The organism is Streptomyces sp. 142MFCol3.1, assembly GCF_000424945.1.
Classification (GTDB): domain Bacteria; phylum Actinomycetota; class Actinomycetes; order Streptomycetales; family Streptomycetaceae; genus Streptomyces; species Streptomyces siamensis.
Genome location: NZ_AUKV01000027.1, coordinates 18,049 through 35,101, shown reverse-complemented (window position 1 = coordinate 35,101; position 17,053 = coordinate 18,049). Strand labels below are relative to the sequence as shown.

13 protein-coding genes are annotated in these 17,053 nt (G+C 72.6%); 3 read left to right on the top strand and 10 right to left on the bottom strand.

Translation table 11 applies throughout. From position 1 onward, the window contains the following. Positions 1–3 precede the first annotated feature (3 nt). The 6 genes from H305_RS47690 to H305_RS0132540 form a co-directional block, all read right to left on the bottom strand. The gene (locus tag H305_RS47690; protein ID WP_051371197.1) at positions 4–1,278 is read right to left on the bottom strand and encodes a DUF4032 domain-containing protein; all 1,275 of its coding nucleotides are present in this window, start codon (positions 1,276–1,278) and stop codon (positions 4–6) included. 435 nt (positions 1,279–1,713) lie between these two features. Further along, positions 1,714–2,583 carry an N-formylglutamate amidohydrolase gene (locus H305_RS0132570; protein WP_078629366.1) on the bottom strand — a complete coding sequence of 290 codons (870 nt, stop codon included), beginning with the start codon at positions 2,581–2,583 and terminating at the stop codon, positions 1,714–1,716. An 83-nt stretch (positions 2,584–2,666) separates the two neighbouring features. Further along, positions 2,667–3,119, bottom strand: coding sequence for a cyclic nucleotide-binding domain-containing protein (locus H305_RS0132565; RefSeq protein ID WP_028804138.1), 453 nt, complete (start codon positions 3,117–3,119; stop codon positions 2,667–2,669). 569 nt (positions 3,120–3,688) lie between these two features. Continuing rightward, positions 3,689–4,465: a maleylpyruvate isomerase family mycothiol-dependent enzyme gene (locus H305_RS0132555; protein WP_028804136.1), complete on the bottom strand. Its 777-nt coding sequence runs from the start codon at positions 4,463–4,465 to the stop codon at positions 3,689–3,691. A gap of 357 nt (positions 4,466–4,822) precedes the next feature. After that, the gene (locus tag H305_RS0132545; RefSeq protein ID WP_028804135.1) at positions 4,823–5,626 is read right to left on the bottom strand and encodes a VOC family protein; all 804 of its coding nucleotides are present in this window, start codon (positions 5,624–5,626) and stop codon (positions 4,823–4,825) included. A gap of 244 nt (positions 5,627–5,870) precedes the next feature. Next, complete coding sequence (locus tag H305_RS0132540; protein ID WP_028804134.1) at positions 5,871–6,086, bottom strand: DUF4177 domain-containing protein; 216 nt, start codon at positions 6,084–6,086, stop codon at positions 5,871–5,873. A 165-nt stretch (positions 6,087–6,251) separates the two neighbouring features. Here H305_RS0132540 and H305_RS0132535 point away from each other — a divergent pair, with 165 nt between their 5' ends. Then, the gene (locus tag H305_RS0132535; protein ID WP_028804133.1) at positions 6,252–7,856 is read left to right on the top strand and encodes an aminotransferase class V-fold PLP-dependent enzyme; all 1,605 of its coding nucleotides are present in this window, start codon (positions 6,252–6,254) and stop codon (positions 7,854–7,856) included. 35 nt (positions 7,857–7,891) lie between these two features. Here the strand turns inward: H305_RS0132535 and H305_RS0132530 are convergent, their stop codons facing one another. After that, positions 7,892–9,604, bottom strand: a complete 1,713-nt coding sequence (locus H305_RS0132530) for an ATP-binding cassette domain-containing protein (RefSeq protein WP_234021293.1) — start codon at positions 9,602–9,604, stop codon at positions 7,892–7,894. A gap of 167 nt (positions 9,605–9,771) precedes the next feature. On the opposite strand from H305_RS0132530, the gene H305_RS0132525 reads away from it, so the two are divergent. Further along, positions 9,772–10,404, top strand: coding sequence for a DUF6629 family protein (locus H305_RS0132525; protein WP_028804131.1), 633 nt, complete (start codon positions 9,772–9,774; stop codon positions 10,402–10,404). Between the two features lie 373 nt (positions 10,405–10,777). On the opposite strand, the gene H305_RS0132520 is transcribed toward H305_RS0132525, so the two are convergent. From H305_RS0132520 to H305_RS0132510, 3 genes are all read right to left on the bottom strand, one after another. Further along, a complete protein-coding gene (locus tag H305_RS0132520; RefSeq protein ID WP_028804130.1) occupies positions 10,778–12,682 on the bottom strand; it encodes an AMP-dependent synthetase/ligase in 1,905 nt (634 codons plus the stop codon). A gap of 211 nt (positions 12,683–12,893) precedes the next feature. Next, positions 12,894–14,666, bottom strand: a complete 1,773-nt coding sequence (locus H305_RS0132515) for an SMI1/KNR4 family protein (protein WP_037766048.1) — start codon at positions 14,664–14,666, stop codon at positions 12,894–12,896. 142 nt (positions 14,667–14,808) lie between these two features. Continuing rightward, positions 14,809–15,258, bottom strand: coding sequence for a hypothetical protein (locus H305_RS0132510; RefSeq protein ID WP_028804128.1), 450 nt, complete (start codon positions 15,256–15,258; stop codon positions 14,809–14,811). Positions 15,259–15,602: 344 nt separating this feature from the next. Here H305_RS0132510 and sthA point away from each other — a divergent pair, with 344 nt between their 5' ends. Beyond that, the gene (sthA, locus tag H305_RS0132505; protein WP_028804127.1) at positions 15,603–17,006 is read left to right on the top strand and encodes a Si-specific NAD(P)(+) transhydrogenase; all 1,404 of its coding nucleotides are present in this window, start codon (positions 15,603–15,605) and stop codon (positions 17,004–17,006) included. Positions 17,007–17,053: the final 47 nt, after the last annotated feature.

The window sequence follows — 17,053 nt, the reverse complement described above, 5'->3', positions numbered from 1 at the left end:
CGGTCACCTTTGCTCAGGAACGGGGAGGGCGCGGCCGGACTGGGCGGTGTCCGCCTGCGTCGGAAGCCCTTCGCGGACCTTGGGCAGGATGTTCGTGACGTAGTCCTCGACGGCGGTGTCCAGGCCGATGTCGTGCTGTGCGCGCTCGGACAGGAACCATCGGTGTTCGAGCAGCTGGTGGTAGATCTCGGCCGGGTCCATGGAGCCGCGCAGCTCCGGCGGGACGGCCCGCACGGTCGGCCGGAACACGTCCCTCACCCAGCGGTGGGCGAGCACTTCGGGCCGGGCCGCGAGGGGATCACCGGGGGCGTAGTCGTCCTGGGTGGCCATCCAGCTCTCCAGGTCGTTCAGGAGCCGGCGCGCCTGGTTCTCCTCCGTGTCGAGGCCGGTCAGCCGCAGCAGCTGCCGCTGATGGTGGCCCGCGTCGACGACCTTGGGCACGAAGGTGACGGTGTCGCCGTTGCCGGAGCTCGCGATCTGCATCTCCGCCACGTCGAACCCGAGGTCGTTCAGGCGGCGGATGCGCCGGTCGATGTAGTGGTGCTTGCCCGCCGGGTAGACGGAGGTACGGGTCAGCTCCTGCCACAGACCCGCGTAGCGGGCGCAGATCTCCATGCCGAACTCGATCGGGTCCACCGACGGGTGCAGCGCCCCGGCCGCCTCCAGGTCCAGCAGCTCACCACTGATGTTGACCCGGGCGAGATCGAGGTCGTACTCCCGCTGCCCCTCGCTGAGCCGCGGATGGAGCTCCCCGGTCTCGGCGTCCACCAGATACGCCGCGTACGCACCGGCGTCGCGCCGGAACAGCGTGTTCGACAGCGAGCAGTCGCCCCAGGCGAATCCGGCCAGATGCAGCCGCACGAGCAGCACGGCGAGGGCGTCCATCAGGCGGTGCATGGTCGCCGGCCGCATCGTCGTCTCGAACATCGACCGGTACGGCATCGAGCCGCCGAGATGCCGGGTGATCAGTACGGACTCCAGGGGCTCGCCCGCCGCGTCGGTGCGGCCCGTGACGACGGCCAGCGGGTCGACCGCGGGGATCGTGAGCCGGTCCAGGGTGAGCAGCAGCCCGTACTCGCGCACGGCCGGCCGCTCGGCGAGCTCCTTGACTGCCACCACCTCGTCCCCGGCGCGCGCGTAGCGCACGACGTGCCGGGAGATGCCGCGGGGCAGGGGCACCAGGAGATGCTCGGGCCACTCCTCCAGCGGAAGCTGCCAGGGCAGTTCGAGCAGGAGCGCGGGGTGCTCCGGATTGGTGGCGCTGATCTGGAAAGCCATCGCTGGGCTGCCCTCACCTCACGGTCGAACACTGTTCCGGGCCCAGCATCTACGAATGATCCGGGCGACGGAAGACGGAGCGGGGTGTTGCCCGACAGGAACAGCCCGGCCGTCTCGTCGTCCAGTCTTAGGGCCGCGAGGCGCTCCGGTGCCCGAGCGGGCGTGATCACGGGACGGTCGGAGTCGAAGGGGACCTTGCGCCGCCCCCGGTCGCGCAGGTGGTCCGCCAGCACGGGCGGATAACGGCGCGCGGTGTACGCGCCGGTGTCCGGTGGATACGTTGGCGTGCTTGTCGGCCGTCGCGATCATCTCCGTGGTCCACGGGCGCCGATGTGCCGCCGCATCCACACGACCACGACCGCCATGTCCCGCGCCTCCCCGATCCGTGACCAAGCGTTTGCTCACCCCGACCCCAGGGTCGGGCGCGCTCCCCGGCTACCGCCCCACGGCGTCCACGAGCGCCGTCAGCGCCGAGGCGACCCGGGCGAACCCCGGGCCCGCCGGGCCACCCGGTTCGCTCATGTACACGTCCCGCCGGATCTCCACCATCAGCGCGGTGACGTCGGGCTCCCGCTCGTAGTGGCGCAGCGGCACATAGGCGCCCGAGAACGGGCTGTCGATGCCCACCCCGCCCAGGCCCGCGAACGCCTTCTCCGCCAGGGTCACCAGCTCCGGCGGCGTGTGGAAGGCGTCGGTGCCCAGACAGACCGGCGGGCGCGGGCCGTCGCCGTGCAGCTCGTACGGCAGCCGGGCGGTCGGGTACGAGTGGATGTCGATGATCACCGCGCGTCCGGTGGCGGTCAGCCGGTCGGCCACTGCCTCCGTCATCGCCCGCGCGTACGGGTGGAAGCAGCGCTCGATCAGCGGCCGCGGATCGACGTCCGCGCGGCGCAGCGCCGCCCGGTGCGTGGTGCGGGTGTAGACCGCGCCCATCCCGACGGCCAGCATCTCCTCCCGCTCGTCCGGGAAGCGCTCGGGGTCGACGACCAGACGGCTGAGCCGGTTGACGAACCGCCACGGCGTCAGCTGCGCCGACTCGGCCACGGCGTCGGCCAGTTCCGCGGTGTGCGCGTCCGTGATGTGGTCCAACTCGCGATCGAGGGCCTCGTCGTCGAGGACGATGCCCTCGCGCACCTGTGCCGGTACGAGCCGCGAGGAGTGCGGCACGTGCAGGATCACGGGTGAATGGGCCGCGCCGGGGAGGAGCTCGAAGGGGGCCGGGGTGTCCAGCGTGTCCGGGCCCTGGGCGGAGGCCGGGGTGCCGGGGGAGGCGGTCGGGTCCGAGGGGCTCAGGGTGTCGTTCATACAGGATTCCTATCCCAACCGGGCCCGGCCCGTCCCTCGGACGGGCCGGGCCCGGTCGGACCGCGCGCCCGCCCGGGCCACGCTCAGTGCCCGCCGCCGTGGCGCGCGTAGTGCTCGATGAGCGCCGCGCGGGTCGTCTCCAGCCGGTGGGCCAGGATGGCGCCGATCGTCCGGGTCAGTGACAGCTCCAGCGTCGGGTCCGCGTCGCACAGGGCCCGCACGTCCGCCGCGTCGAACTCGTAGGCGCGTACGGGGCTGAAGGCCTCGGCACCGAAGTCCCAGGTGTGCGGTGGGAAGAGCCACGACCAGCCGAGCAGGTCACCGGGGCCCAGGGTCGCGACCGAGATCCGTCTGCCCGCGACGACCTGCTGGTAGAGGGAGACCGTTCCGGAGCGGACCACCCAGAAACGGTCGGCGGTTCCCCCTGCCTCGAAGATCCGCCCGTCCGCGGGGAACGACACTTCGCGGGCCACACCCATCAGCTGGTCGCGATGGGCGGGGGAGAGGGCGGGCAGGAGCCGGAGAGCACTGGGCATCGCGGACCTCCATCGCGCCGCCGCGCGACCGACGGGTGCGGCGGCCCGTGTCGTACCGGTGGTGTCCCGTCACCCTCTATTGGAGCCCGATCCGCGGATTCCGTCGCGCCGTGGCCGGTGCGGGCCCGCCATGACGGGCCCGCACCGGCCACGTCAGGACCGTGAGCGCCAGGAGCGTCAGCACCCCGCCGACCAGGAACGTTCCGCGCATCTCGACGTACCCGCACCAGGCGGAGGCGCAGGGGGCCGACGGCCGCGGCGTCCTGCTGATGCCGAGGCGTGTTCGTGCGCCCCGACGTGGTGAGCGGCTTCGCCCGGCCCTGGCAGCCCACGGCGATCTACCCGGCACGCGGCGCGGCCGGTCCCGGACCGGCGGGCGCCGAGGCACCGCGCGTGCCCTGGCCCGGCTGCCGGGGCCGCACCGGGCGGCGATCCTCGCCGTGGCGCACGCGGATCCCGCGCGGCCACCCCTTGGAATCGATCACCCAGTGAGACCGCCACCGTTCGGTACGAGACCGTTCGCGATTCAAGCGGCCGGTTTGTGCGCGGTGGCGTGTCGTCACGCCCTGCTAGTCCTCCGGTTCCCAGGCGCGGAGCAGGTCGAGCAGCTTCGGGTCCCCGTCGAGTTGCAGGGAGTCCGCCGAAATGCGGTCGTACAGGTAGAGGACCAGATCACTGGCCGTGCCGCGAATGGAGACGCCTGCCGCGTCCGGGTCCTCGCCGGCAGCGGGCAGCCGGGTGGTCCGTGCACCGTCGCCGTCGACCGTGAGACGCCAGGAGCGGCCCTCGGTGGCGTGGAAGTCGAAGGCAGTGGGCTTGTGCGGCCAGGCGCTCGTCGTGAAGCAGGTGATGAACAGGGTCTCCTCGACACCGTCGAGCGCCACCTCGACAGGCAGTGAGGCCGGCTCGCCCACGGCGAGCTGGGCGTCGTAGGTGTGCACCGCGATCTCCTGGACCTGGTGCCGGGCGACGCCACCGGCGGTGTGCGGCGTCTGCGTGTCACCCCAGCCGGTGAAGCAGCCCTGGTCCGGACCGGCCTCCCGCAGGGCCGCCAGCAACAGCTCGGTCGAGGCGGCCAGCCAGGCCGGCACGGCCTCGCGCTCCTGCGGCGCGACCGCGTCACCCCGGGCCGGGGTCCTGGACGTGGCGTCCGGCCCGGCGGCGACCGTGGCGGCCCAGCGGCGGCGGCCCTCGCCGATGTGCTGCACCAGGTCGGACAGCGTCCACCCGGGGCAGGTCGGCACGGGCAGGTCGAGGCTGGGCGCGGCGGCGACCGCGGCGCGGAAGGCGGTTGCACGTTCGTCGATCAGCCGCAGCAGATCGGGAAACTCAAGAGTCTTGTGCACGGCGGTAGTTCTATCATCTTGATCCATTTGCCCGACAGCGGTTTCCCAGCCGGTACGGCGGGGAACTCCGGCCCAGGCGAGCCCACGCCCGGGCTTCCGCTACGCCACAGCCGAGCCCCGCGTCCCAGGCGACAGACCCACGATCCACTCGACCGCTCCGGCCGCCTCGGCCGCGGCCAAGATCGCGGTGGAGAGCCGCTCCCAGGTCCCGTCCGACTCCCAGGTCCGGAAGCGGCCGTACACCGTCTGCCGGTGATGCTCATCCCCTGCTGCTGCCGACAACCGCAACAGCAGACCGCGTTCTTGCTGTTCAGCGCCTCAACGCGCAGTCCAGGACCCCTTGGAGTCAATCATCTATTAGACGTTGCCCTCCGACGTCACCGTGAAGTGCGCGCCGTCCGGGTCGGTGAGGACCGCCTCCGTCGAGCCGACGCCCTGCTGGTGGGCCGTGCCTCCGTTGGCACGTGCCGCCCGCGCGCACGCCTCCACGTCGGAGACCGCGAAGTGGATCTGCCAGTGCGGCCGGATGGTGGGATCGGGCGCGGCGCCCACCGCCCCCGAGTGGATCCGGGCCACGATGTCGCCGCGACTGCGCAGCACGACCTCGTTCTCCTCGTAGTCGACCTCGCAGCAACCCGGGGCGGCGGACGCCCAGCCCAGCACCTCCCCGTAGAAGATGGCGGCGTCGAAGGCGTCCCTGGTGTGCAGTCGTACGAAGGCCGGAGCCGCGTGGCGCCAGGCCTCCCAGCCCGAGACGAGCTCACCTTCCCAGATGCCGAAGACCGCTCCGTCCCGGTCGGCCAGCAGCGCGGCCCGCCCGGGCGGCAGCGAGATCGGTCCCACTGCCGTCGTACCCCCGCGTTCCTGGCTGCGGGACACGGTCTCGTCCGCGCTCGACACCGCGAAGTACGGGATCCAAGCGACGGCCGTCTGCGCCACGAAGTCGACCTCGGAGACGCCCGCCACGGGAATCCCGTTCACCCGGGCCACCCGGTACTGATCGCCCATCCGGGTGCCGGAGCGCCACTCCCAGCCCAGGACGGCATGGTAGAAGGCTTCGGCGGCCCGCAGGTCGCGTGTGGTCAGGCTGACCCAGCACGGTGCGCCGAACACCGACCGACTGGTGACGACCTCACGCTTGAGTGTTCCGTCGCTCTTCATGCCGTACCGTCCTGACCTCACTGGCCGGCAGCGGTCGCGGGCGGTACCGGCCGAGGCCCCGGCGCACGTGCACCGAAGTCCCCGGCCTGCGCCGGCCGAGGCCTTCGGTGTGCCGTGCGGCGTCAGCCCAGGCGTATGAGGCCTTCCGCGCGGAAGGCCTCCGACTCCGTCAGTAGCACCTGCGGGTCCGCTGTCCCATCGACTCCAGCATCCCCCGCCTCGGCTCCGCGCGCACCACGCGGCGTTATCCGCGGGGCCGCTCGAAGGTCAGGAGCAGCCCCTCGACCGCGCCCGGACCTATCCGGCCCTTGACGTCGGCGGAGGTGATCGCCTTGAGCGCCCACCCGTCCCCGGCGTGCTTGTTCAGGACCTTCTCCAGCTTGTCGCTGTCCAGCGCATCGCCGATCAGCGACTCACGGAAGGTGACGACCTTGTACTCGTAGGTGTACGGGCTGCTCATGGCTGCGGTGCTCTCCTGCGGGTCGGGCGGCTTGGCCGGGCCCACCCAACCACGCTTCCGCGCCGTGGCACAGAGCCGCACCGAGCCCGCACGCATACCTTGGGTGAAGCCTTACGTGGTGCCGGGCCGCGGCACGCGTCCGACCGGCCCGACCGAGGGGGACACATGGAAGAGTCACGGACCAGCAGCCACATATCGGGCGCCGGGGGAGCCCCGGAACGGACACATGACGCCGGGGACGGCCCCGGCCGCGCACCGGGTACCACGGACACCACGGACGCCTCCGGCGACGACGGCAGCGGCGCCTTCGCCCGGCTGCGGGAGCGCGAGTTCGGCTATCTCGACGAAGGCGGGCACACCTACCTCGACCACACGGGTGCCGGGCTCCCGCCGCGTTCGGTCGTGAGGGGAAGCGCGCGTCGGATCACCGGAGGGCTGTTCGGGAACCCGCACTCGGAGAGCCCGGCCTCGCGCGCCTCCGGCCGGCTGCTCGCCGACGCCCGACGAGCGGTGCTGCGGCACTTCAACGCCGACCCCGCCGAGTACGCGGTGATCTTCACGCCCAACGCGACGGGCGCCCTGCGGCTGGTCGGCGAGGCGTATCCCTTCGCGCGCGGCAGCAGACTCGTGATGTCGCTGGACAACCACAATTCGGTGAACGGGCTGCGTGAGTACGCGCGGGCGCGCGGCGCGGCGACGGCGTACGTGCCGGTGAGCGGGCCCGGCATGCGGCTCGACGAGAAGCGGATGCGGGCCGCCCTGTCCGCGGGGCGCGGGCCCGGCTTACCGTCGGGCAGGCTTCGCCCGTCGCGTGAACGCGCCCGGACCTGGCGGCGCGCGCCGCTGCGGGGCGGGGCGGAGGTTGCCCGCCCGCGCGGCCTGTTCGCGTACCCGGCGCAGAGCAACTTCAACGGGGTGCAGCATCCCCTGGAGTGGATCGAACGGGCCCAGGAGCGCGGCTACGACGTCCTCCTCGACGCGGCCGCCTTCGTCCCCGCCAACACCCTCGACCTGGCCCGGTTCCGTCCGGACTTCACGGTGGTCAGCTGGTACAAGGTCTTCGGGCACCCGACCGGTGTCGGCAGTCTGATCGCCCGCCGGGAGGCGCTCGCCCGGCTACGCCGCCCCTGGTTCTCCGGCGGCACCATCTACGCGGTCAGCGCCCAGGCGCAGTGGCACGTCCTCGCCGACGACGAGGCGGCCTTCGAGGACGGCACGGTGAACTTCCTCGCCATCCCCGACGTGACGGCCGGGCTGGAGTGGATCGACCGCATCGGCATGGACCGCGTGCACGCCCACGTCACCGCCCTGACCGGCCGGCTGCTGGCCGGCCTGCGCGGACTGCGGCACAGCGACGGCTCCCCGATGGTCCGCGTGTACGGCCCCGAGAGCGGCGTGGCGGCCCGCGGCGGAACGGTCGCGCTGAACCTGCTCGGGGCGGACGGCCGGATCGTCGACGAACGCATCGTCACCCGCGACAGCGCCGCCCGCGGCATCTCCCTGCGCACCGGCTGCTTCTGCAACCCGGGCGCAGGGGAGGCGGCGTTCGCCCTGCCGTTGCGCCGGCTGCGCTCGGCCGCCCGCCGGCGACTCGGCTCGCTGGAGGACTACCTGGACCTGCTCGGCCTGCCGACGGCCGGCGCCGTCCGGGTCTCGCTGGGTGTGTCGTCGCAGCCAAGGGACATCGAGACGTTCCTGAATTTCGTGACGGAGACGTACCGGGACCGGGTGCCGGGGGTCGCGGGGCTGGCCGCGCGGGTGGGCTGCTGAGGCGGGACTCCGCGCGTCGCGTGCCGGGAACCCCGTCAGCGTCCGCGGCTCCGGGCCGTTCCCTCCCGGCACTTGCGCACCAGCACGGCCCACGTCACCGCCATGAACGCCAGCGTGAAGCCCGTGAGGACCAGCCAGCCCCGGCTCGCCGGATGAGCGAACGACTCCCCGTACGAGGCCAGCAGGGGCGGGCCGAGAGGGGAGCCGCCCCCGCGCCACAGCGCCTCCAGGCCGACCCCGCTGCCCAGGGCCTCGAACGCCCACCGGTTGGTCATCGCCCAGCTGATCGCCTCCCCGGCCGCGGCCATCCGGGGCACCGGCACGAACGCTCCGGAGAACAACACCTGGGGGAAGCAGAGCAGGGGCAGCATGAGCGTGGCCTGACCGGGCTCCGACACCGCCGCCGACGCCAGCAGTCCCAGCGCGAGCGCCGCCGCCGACGCCAGCAGACTCGACACGAACAGCGAACCGTAGGTGCCCCATCCTGCCCGGGGCAGCCGGTCCAGTGCGCGCAGCACGACGAGCAGCAGCACGTCAGCGGCGGCGAGCACCGGGAGCATGGTGGTGAGTTTGGAGGCGACGTACGGTCCGATCCGCAGGCCCGCCAGCCATTCGCGCCGCAGCACAGGAAGCTCGGTGCAGATCTGGAGCAGCCCGTAGGTCAGCCCGAAGAAGAACGCCCCGAACGCGATCCAGAACATGATCATCGCGGTCGAGCCCGGGTCCGGCGCCGCGGGGTCGAACGCGCCCGCGCGGAACAGCACCGCGAACATCGCCACGATCATCACCGGTGAACCGGCCAGTACGGCGACGGAGAGCCGGTTGTGCAGCAGCAGCGCCGTACCGCGGCCGGTCAGCAGGGCCCACTGGCGCACGGCCCCGATCCGTCCCGGCTTTCCGGGAGCCGGCACGAGGCCGGGCCGGGGAGCCGGCACCGTCCCGAGAACGCCGGGTTCGGCACGCGCGCCGGCCGCCACGGCCTCGTACACGTCCTCGACCGTCCCGACGCCGAACGCCTCGCACAGGGAGCCCGGAGCCCCCGAGTAGGCCACCTCACCGCCGGGCGAGAGGAGCACCACGTGGTCGCAGCGGAGCAGATCGGCCGGGACGTGCGAGGTGAGCACCACGGTGGTGCCGCCCTCGGCCAGCTCCCGCAGGGTCCGCAGCAGGGCCGCCCCGGTCACCGGATCCAGGCCCGACGTCGGCTCGTCGAGGAAGAGCACCCGGGGCCGGGTGAGCAACTCGGCCGCCACACAGGCCCGTTTGCGCTCTCCTCCGCTGAGCGCGCGCACCGCGGTCGCGGCCCGGTGGGAGAGGCCCAGGGTCTCCAGGACCGCGTCCACCCGCGCGGCGACCGCCTCGGCGGGCGTATCCGCGGGCAGGCGCAGGCCCGCCGCGTACACCAGCGTGCGGTGCAGCGGCAGGTCCCGGTGGATGATGTCCTCCTGCGGCACGAACCCGAACTCCGGTCCGGGCGGGCCGGGCCGGGCTCCGTCGTGCAGCACCTGGCCGCCGTCGGGGACACGCAGTCCCGCGAGCGCCTGGAGCAGGACCGTCTTGCCCGCTCCGCTGCTCCCGGCGATCACCGTGAGCCGTCCGGGTGCCGCGTCGCACGACACGTCGTGCAGTACACGCCCCGCTCCGCGCACCTCCACGCCGAGCCGGCGTGCCTGCACGAGCAGGCCCTCCATCTGGGGGGCCGGGCCGTCCGCGGTGACGGGTGGACTCGGCTGCATGGGAGTCGACATGGGGGCAGCATGCCAGGGGACGGCCGTGCCGACCCGCCGTACGGAGCAGGCGGGGAGCATTCGGCCGAACGGCGTCCTCCGTGTCCGCCGCGGGCATCGCCGAGCGGCGCCGTAGCGTTGGGGTGCGGTGGGCGAGTTCATTCCGACGGCGGACCCGGGGTGGCGCGATGTGCTGGAGTGCGACGGCCGACCTGGTGGTGGGCACCGGTGTTGCGGCCGTGGGGGTGGCGTGCGTGGCGCGGGTGCGCCGCTGGGGCGATCTTCCGCTGGCGGCACTGCCGTTGCTGCTCGGTGCCCATCAGATCGTCGAGTCCGTGGTCTGGGACTCGGGAGAGGGAAGCGGTCCCGCCGCACTCGCCTGGGCCGTGATGGCCCTTCCTCTGCTCGCGGTCTGGGTGCCGCTGGGTGTGGTGTGCGCGGTGCCGCGCGAGGTCAGGCCACGGGCGGCCGTCCCGCTCGCGGCGGGAGCGGGGACGGCGGTGGTTCTCGCCCATGCCCTCGCCACCCGCCCGGTGAGGGCCGAGATCCGTGGCCACACCGTCGGGTACGCCGTTCACCTGCCCCACGCGGAGGTCCTCGTCGCGGGGTATCTCGTCGCCACCGTCGGCGCGCTGCTGGTGTCCGGGGACCGCGGACTGCGGCGGCTCGGTGCCGTGGTCGCCGTCGGGGCGGCGATCTGCTGGGCGCTGTGGCGGCTGGAGTTCGTCTCGACGTGGTGCGCGTTCGCGGCGGTGAGCTCGGTGGTCCTGTGGACGTGGCTGCGCGGACGTCCGCGCGAGGGTGGTGCCGCCGTCGGGTGACGGGCGGTGTCGCGCCCGCGCCCGGGGCGGGAGCGTCTCCCTTGGGCTCCGGGGCGAGAAGCGGCTAGCCTGCGCCCGGGCCCCGGCAGCCACTTGGCCGGGTCCGGGCCCGAGCAGTCACTCGGCCGAGTCCGGCCGGTGAGGCCGATGGGCCCGTGGGGGCGGGTATTCCCGGTGACGCTGGTGCCTCTGGTACCAGGACCGGTGTTCCCCCGCTCAGGAGTGATCTGGTTGGGGTGACGCGCATCGCGCAAGGTGTACCCATGAACCAGATCACCGAGCAGCCGGCAGTCAGGAGCCGAGTGACGCCTCTGAGGTCCCTCCTGGGCGGCACGTACCTCCCGGGCCGCGACCGGGCCCGCCCCTTCCGGGTTCACCGGAACACGTTGTCCGAGTCCTCCCAGATCGACGGCTCGGGCGGGTCGTACTCCCGCGGAACCCGCGACGACGTCTGATACATCGCGTCGATCTCGGCGGCGAAGCGGCTGACGATCGCGTCGCGGCGCAGTTTCATCGACGGTGTCAGCAGTCCGTTGGCCAGGTCGAAGGGCTCCGGGAGGACGCGGAACACCCGAATGGACTCCGAGCGTGACACGGTGGTGTTGGCCGCCGCGACCGCGCGTCTGACTTCCTCCCGGAGCTCGTTCTCCTCGCGGGCGTCCCGGGCCGAGGGTTCGCCCCCGGTCCGGGACGCCCGCCAGTGCGCCACGAATTCGGGGTCCAGGGTGATCAGGGCTCCGACACAGGGCCGGTTGTCCCCCACGACGACGGCCTGGTGGATGAGGGGGTGGACCCGGAGACGCTCCTCCAGGGCGGCGGGAGCGACGCTCTTCCCGCCGCTGGTGATGATGACGTCCTTCTTGCGGCCGGTGATGGTCAGATACCCTTCGGCGTCGATCCGGCCGATGTCCCCTGTCGCGAGCCAGCCGTTGCGGAACGAGGCCTGCGTGGTGTGCGGATCGTTGATGTACCCCTGGAACACCGAAGGCCCCCACACCAGGATCTCCCCGTCGTCCGCGACCTGGACCTCCACGCCCGGCATCGGGCGTCCCACCGTGCCGGACTTCTCCCGGCCCACCGGCTGTACCGTGATGCCGCCGCTGGTCTCGGTGAGCCCGTACCCGTCGTGCACGAAGATGCCGATCCCCGCGTAGAAGAGGGCGAGTTCGCGGTTCAGGGGGGAGCCTCCCGACGCCCCGCCGCAGACGCGTCCGCCGAGCGCGGCACGCATCTTGCGGTACACCGTCTTCTCGTAGAGGGAGTGCTGCAGCCGCAGGTCGAATCCGGGGCCCGGCCCGGTGCCCAGCCGGTGTCGCTCCTCGGCGAGCGCGAAGTCCTGCGCGGTGCGCACGGCGCGCTCGAACAGCGCGCCCCGGCCGGCCTGCTGGGCGGTCCGCAGGAAGTTCTTGAAGATCTTCTCGAACACGAACGGGACGGCGTACAGATAGGTCGGCCTGAAGGACAGGAGGGCGGCGGAGAGAGCCTCCTCCCGCAGATCCGGCTCGTGACCCAGGATGATGCCGCCGCGCAGACACAGCCCCTGGATCATCAGCCCGTACACATGGGAGAAGGGCAGGAAGGCGAGGATGGCGGCCTGTTCGCCGGGAGGAGCCGCCGTGTGTCCCCAGCCCGCGAGGAGCGTGTCGCAGGGGCTGGCCAGGCTGCGGTGGGTCAGGGCGCAGCCCTTGGGGTGTCCGGTCGTGCCCGAGGTGTAGGCGATCACGGCGGTGGAGTCGGGCAGCACGATCCGGCGGAGCGAGTCGACCGTCGTCGCCGGTATCGCCTGCCCCCGCTCGGCGAGCTGCGCCAGCGCCCCGGTGTCCAACTGCCAGACATGGCGCAGGAACGGGAGTGACGCGCACGCGGAGCCGACCGTCATGACGCCCTGCTCGTCCTCGACGACCACGGCGACGCAGTGGGCGTCCTTGAGGATCCACGCGACCTGTTCGTGCGACGAGGTCGGGTAGATCGGCACGATCTCGGCGCCCACCGACCAGAGCGCGAAGCTGAGCACCGTCCACTCGTAACGTGTGCGCGCCATGATGGCCACGCGGTCGCCCGGGCGGATGCCGGACGTGACGAGCCCACGGGCGAGGTCGACGACCTCGTCGCGCAGTTCGGCGGCGGTGAAGGGGATCCACTGCGCGCCGGACGCGGAGTCGGCGCGCCGCGCGATCTGCAGCAGGCCGGGTGTACGGCGTGCCGTGTCGAAGAGACTGTCGGCGAGTCCCCCCTGCATCAATGCCGTGGCCGGTGGAGAAACTTCGGACTGGTGCATTTCGCCGCTCCGCAATTCTCCTCGACGTGGCCTCACCCAGGCGCCGGTGCCGAGGAATGCCGAATGTAGCCGACACGGGCGGCCATCGTGCGCGATTCGGTCAGCAGTACGCACCGGCCGAGGAGCCCGGTGGTGCGGCACCCGGCGGGGGCGGCGTCAGCCGCTCACCGGCCCCCCTGTCCGGCTGCCGCCGGACGACCTCGGCCGCGTCTCACGAGGACGCCAGGTCCTCGGCGAGTTCGGCCCTCCAATGCGCCGTCGTCCGCTGGTGGATGATGCCCGCCGCCGCTTCGGGGACCGGTCGCAGGATGAACGCGCGCAGCGCGCCGGCCGCGCCGTGGCGTATCCACCAGGCGTTCGTGTCGTCCTGCGAAAGCGGCGCCCCGTCGTCCCGCCAGGAGGGCCGGGTCAGCTGCCGGGCCGCCCACGCCTCGGCGGCGAGGGTGCGCAGACGCAGGTCCAGGGCATCGTCCGCCGCGAGCGGGACGCGCTCGCCCCGTCCGATCAGCTCCAGCGCGTCGGCGACTTCGGGGTAGGTGTCGATGTGTGTCTCCGCGGCCAGTCGCGTCAACTGCGCGGCGAAGGCCGCGCGCAGCCGGTCCGCTGGTGTCCGTCCGACGAGCGCCGCGAGATCGAAGTCCCGTACGAACGTGACCGGATGGCCGGTCTCGGGGATGTCGTCGAGCACGGGCAGCAGCAGTGCGCTCGTCAGCTCCGCGGAAACGTCGTCGTCGGGCCGGTGGACGATGCCGAACTCCCCTTCCAGCGCGGCCAGCAGCCGGACGTAGGCGGCCTGTGAGCCGGGGAAGGGGTCGGTTCCGACCCGCCGGGCGGGCCGGTCCGTGCCGGGGAGGTCCACCTGGTCCTCGCGGGGCGACAAGACGTGGTGCAGGGCCTCCGGCCGCACCACGGCGTCCTCGGCCAGAGTGACGGTCACCTCCGGGCCCCGCTTCGTCAGGGCGACGGCCCGGGTGCCCGCGGAGACCCGGCGCAGCACCTCGGGCCGGCCGAACTGCGCGGCACCCGCCTCCTGCACCGCGTACGCCCATGCGCCGGCGGTGCCCGCCCGGACCAGCGGCCGGTGCGCCGCCCAGAGGGACTCGGCGGATTCCTCCGCGTGCTGCCGGGTGCGGGCGAGGACCGTCCCGGGAACCGCGCCGAGCCTCTCCAGCAGCTGGTCCGCACCGATGCCCTCGGCGAAGACCGTGTCGGGCTGGTACGGCGGTGGCGCGGGCGGTTCGCCCTGACGGACCCGGACGAACACGAGGCGCGGACCGTCCGCCTGCCGGGGCTCCGCGGGCGGCTCGGCGGATGCGGGCGGCGTCGGCCGGGGCTCGCCGGCCGCGGCGGCGAGCGCGAGGGGCGAGCGCGGCTGTGGGACGACGGACCTCTCGTCGTCCCACAGCAGCGTGCCGTCCGCCACCACCGGTGTGCGGCCGTCGAATCTGCTGCCCTGCTCCAGGGCGTCGGCGTAGTCCGCGAGGACGTGCCGCAGGCTGGGCCACGAGGTGAAGGACGGCGCGTCCTCGTCGAAATAGCGTCCGACGCGGCCCCAGTGGGCGCCCGCGTGGCAGGTGAGGAACAGCCCGTCGGAGGACTGCCGGCCGATGCCGAGCGTGATGAGCAGCCAGTCCTTGTGCCAGTACGACGCCAGCTCGTCGTAGTCCTCGTCGTCCTCGTCGAGGTTCTCGTCGATGTCCGCGCCGATGCCGCGCAGGAATTGTGTGCTGCGGACGATGTCGGTGACGCAGGACAGCGGTCCGTAGTACGCGAGGACGGGGGCGCCGTCCTCCAGCTCCACGCCGTCGTGGCAGCGCAGCGACGCCTTCAGGTCGGGGTGGAACGCGACATCGAGCGTGCGCTGGGCGGCCTCGATGTCGGCCTGTGACGCCGGAGGCCGGAGCCGGGCGTGGCTCACCGGGGCGTGCGCGGCGAGCCAGGCGTCGATCCGTGCCCATGAGTCCTCGATGCTGGGAATGCTCATGGCCGGGACACTACGACGCGCCACTGACAATCCACCGGGCGGCGGCCGCCGGGTGCCGCGGACGGCGATCGGCCGGCGAACACGTCCTCGGCGGCGGGCAGTCGGCCGGCGACGACGGGAGGGGCGCGGATGCCTCGGCGTCTCATTCCGAGCGGTGGCGGACGGCCGAGAGCAGGCGCCGCACCCCCACCGCATGGCCGCCGGTCCCCACCACGAGCCGTCGGTACAGCCCGCCGGCGAGTCCGGGGAACGCGGCCCGCGTCTCGGCCCTCAGCCGTGTCCGGCCGTGGCCGACGTCCTCCAGGCGGAAGATCAGGGCGTACGAGGAGAAGCGATGGCGGCCGGCGAGCACGAGTTCGCGACCCGGCACCGCGGCGACCACCCGGAAGCCCGGGAGCGTCGAGCCCTCGGCGAGGGGGCGCGGTCCGCGGGAGGTGCTGTCGGCGCAGCGCACGAGCTTCGCGTATCCGGCGGCCCCCGGACGGGAGAACGTCCGGCTCAGCACGGCGTCGAGTCCGCGCCAGACGTCGTCGGTCTCCGCGGCGATGACGGTCATGTGCTCATCGACGCAGGGCAGTACGGCGGTCTGCATCAACGCCTCCGTGAGGTCCGGCCGTCGCGGCGAGCGCGGCGCCCTCCCATTGGATGATGCCACCGCCCGCCGGCCTCCCCGCCGAGGGGGCTCCTGCTCCTGCGGTACGGCCGCGGCGCCCGGAGCGTGGCGGCGACAGGGCGCCGGGGCGGCGTCGCGCGGGGCCCATGGCGTTGCCGGGACGGCGGCGTCGAGAGGGGTCCGTGGCGCGCCGGACGCCGGCGGCGCGCGGGGTGCCATGACCTGCCGGGACGACGGCGCGCGGTGGCATCGGGGTCAAGTCACGTGAATGATCCTCGGTTCACCCTTCCGGGGGATGGCCTCGGGCTGCAAGACTCCGGAGCGTGCCCGACTTCGACATGCTCGTCATCGGATCCGGCCCGGGCGGCCAGAAGGCCGCCATCGCCGCGGCCAAGCTCGGCCGTCGGGTCGCCGTCATCGACCGCCCCGACATGGTCGGCGGGGTCTCCATCCACACCGGAACCATCCCCTCGAAGACCTTGCGCGAGGCGGTCCTCTATCTGTCCGGCCTCACCCAGCGCGACCTGTACGGCCAGAGCTACCGGCTCAAGGAGGACATCACCGTCACGGATCTGACCGCGCGCACGGAGCACGTGGTCGGCCGGGAGGTCGACGTCATCCGCAGCCAGTTGTCACGCAACCACGTGTCCCTCTTCGCCGGCACCGGCCGCTTCCTGGACGACCACACCATCGGTCTGCGCGAAGTGAACGGCGACGAGAAGCAGTTGACCGCGGATCGCATTCTCATCGCCACCGGCACCCGCCCGGCCAGGCCCGCGAGCGTCGAGTTCGACGGCCGGACGATCCTCGACTCGGACAACGTGCTGAACCTGGAGCGGGTGCCACGCTCCATGGTCATCGTCGGGGCCGGCGTGATCGGGATGGAGTACGCCTCCATGTTCGCGGCCCTCGGCAGCAAGATCACGGTGGTCGAGAAGCGGTCCGGGATGCTCGACTTCTGCGACGTCGAGGTGATCGAGTCACTGAAGTACCACCTTCGGGACCTGGCCGTGACCTTCCGCTTCGGGGAGACCGTGGCCGCGGTGGAGCGCCATCCACGGGGCACGCTCACGGTCCTGGAGAGCGGCAAGAAGATCCCCGCGGACGCCGTGATGTACTCGGCGGGCCGCCAGGGCCTCACAGACGAACTCGACCTCGACAAGGCGGGCCTGACCGCCGACGCACGCGGCCGGATCAAGGTCGACGAGTACTACCGCACAGAGGTGCCGCACGTCTACGCCGTCGGCGACGTCATAGGCTTCCCCGCGCTGGCGGCGACGTCGATGGAGCAGGGGCGGACGGCGGCGTACCACGCCTTCGGCGAACCGGTGAGCCGGATGCACGACCTCCAGCCGATCGGCATCTACACCATCCCGGAGATCAGCTTCATCGGCCGGACCGAGGACCAGCTCACCGACGACTGCGTACCGTTCGAGGTCGGCATCTCGCGCTATCGCGAACTGGCCCGCGGGCAGATCATCGGGGACTCGCACGGCATGCTCAAGCTGCTGGTCTCGCCCGACGACCGCAAACTGCTCGGCGTCCACTGCTTCGGCACCGGTGCCACCGAACTCATCCACATCGGCCAGTCCGTGATGGGCTGCGGCGGCACCGTCGACTACCTGGTGGACGCCGTCTTCAACTACCCCACGCTCGCCGAGTCGTACAAGGTCGCGGCCTTGGACGCGACCAACAAGATCAGGCAGATCGACCGCCTCAAGGACTGAGCGGGCCGTCACGCCCGCGTCACCCCGAGGCCCTGATCACTGCCCGG

Coding starts and splice junctions, on each gene's coding strand:
- H305_RS47690 (WP_051371197.1), bottom strand. CDS start 1,278: ATGGCTTTCCAGATCAGCGCCACCAATCCGGAGCACCCCGCGCTCCTG.
- H305_RS0132570 (WP_078629366.1), bottom strand. CDS start 2,583: ATGAACGACACCCTGAGCCCCTCGGACCCGACCGCCTCCCCCGGCACC.
- H305_RS0132565 (WP_028804138.1), bottom strand. CDS start 3,119: ATGCCCAGTGCTCTCCGGCTCCTGCCCGCCCTCTCCCCCGCCCATCGC.
- H305_RS0132545 (WP_028804135.1), bottom strand. CDS start 5,626: ATGAAGAGCGACGGAACACTCAAGCGTGAGGTCGTCACCAGTCGGTCG.
- H305_RS0132540 (WP_028804134.1), bottom strand. CDS start 6,086: ATGAGCAGCCCGTACACCTACGAGTACAAGGTCGTCACCTTCCGTGAG.
- H305_RS0132535 (WP_028804133.1), top strand. CDS start 6,252: ATGGAAGAGTCACGGACCAGCAGCCACATATCGGGCGCCGGGGGAGCC.
- H305_RS0132530 (WP_234021293.1), bottom strand. CDS start 9,604: ATGTCGACTCCCATGCAGCCGAGTCCACCCGTCACCGCGGACGGCCCG.
- H305_RS0132525 (WP_028804131.1), top strand. CDS start 9,772: ATGTGCTGGAGTGCGACGGCCGACCTGGTGGTGGGCACCGGTGTTGCG.
- H305_RS0132520 (WP_028804130.1), bottom strand. CDS start 12,682: ATGCACCAGTCCGAAGTTTCTCCACCGGCCACGGCATTGATGCAGGGG.
- H305_RS0132515 (WP_037766048.1), bottom strand. CDS start 14,666: ATGAGCATTCCCAGCATCGAGGACTCATGGGCACGGATCGACGCCTGG.
- H305_RS0132510 (WP_028804128.1), bottom strand. CDS start 15,258: ATGCAGACCGCCGTACTGCCCTGCGTCGATGAGCACATGACCGTCATC.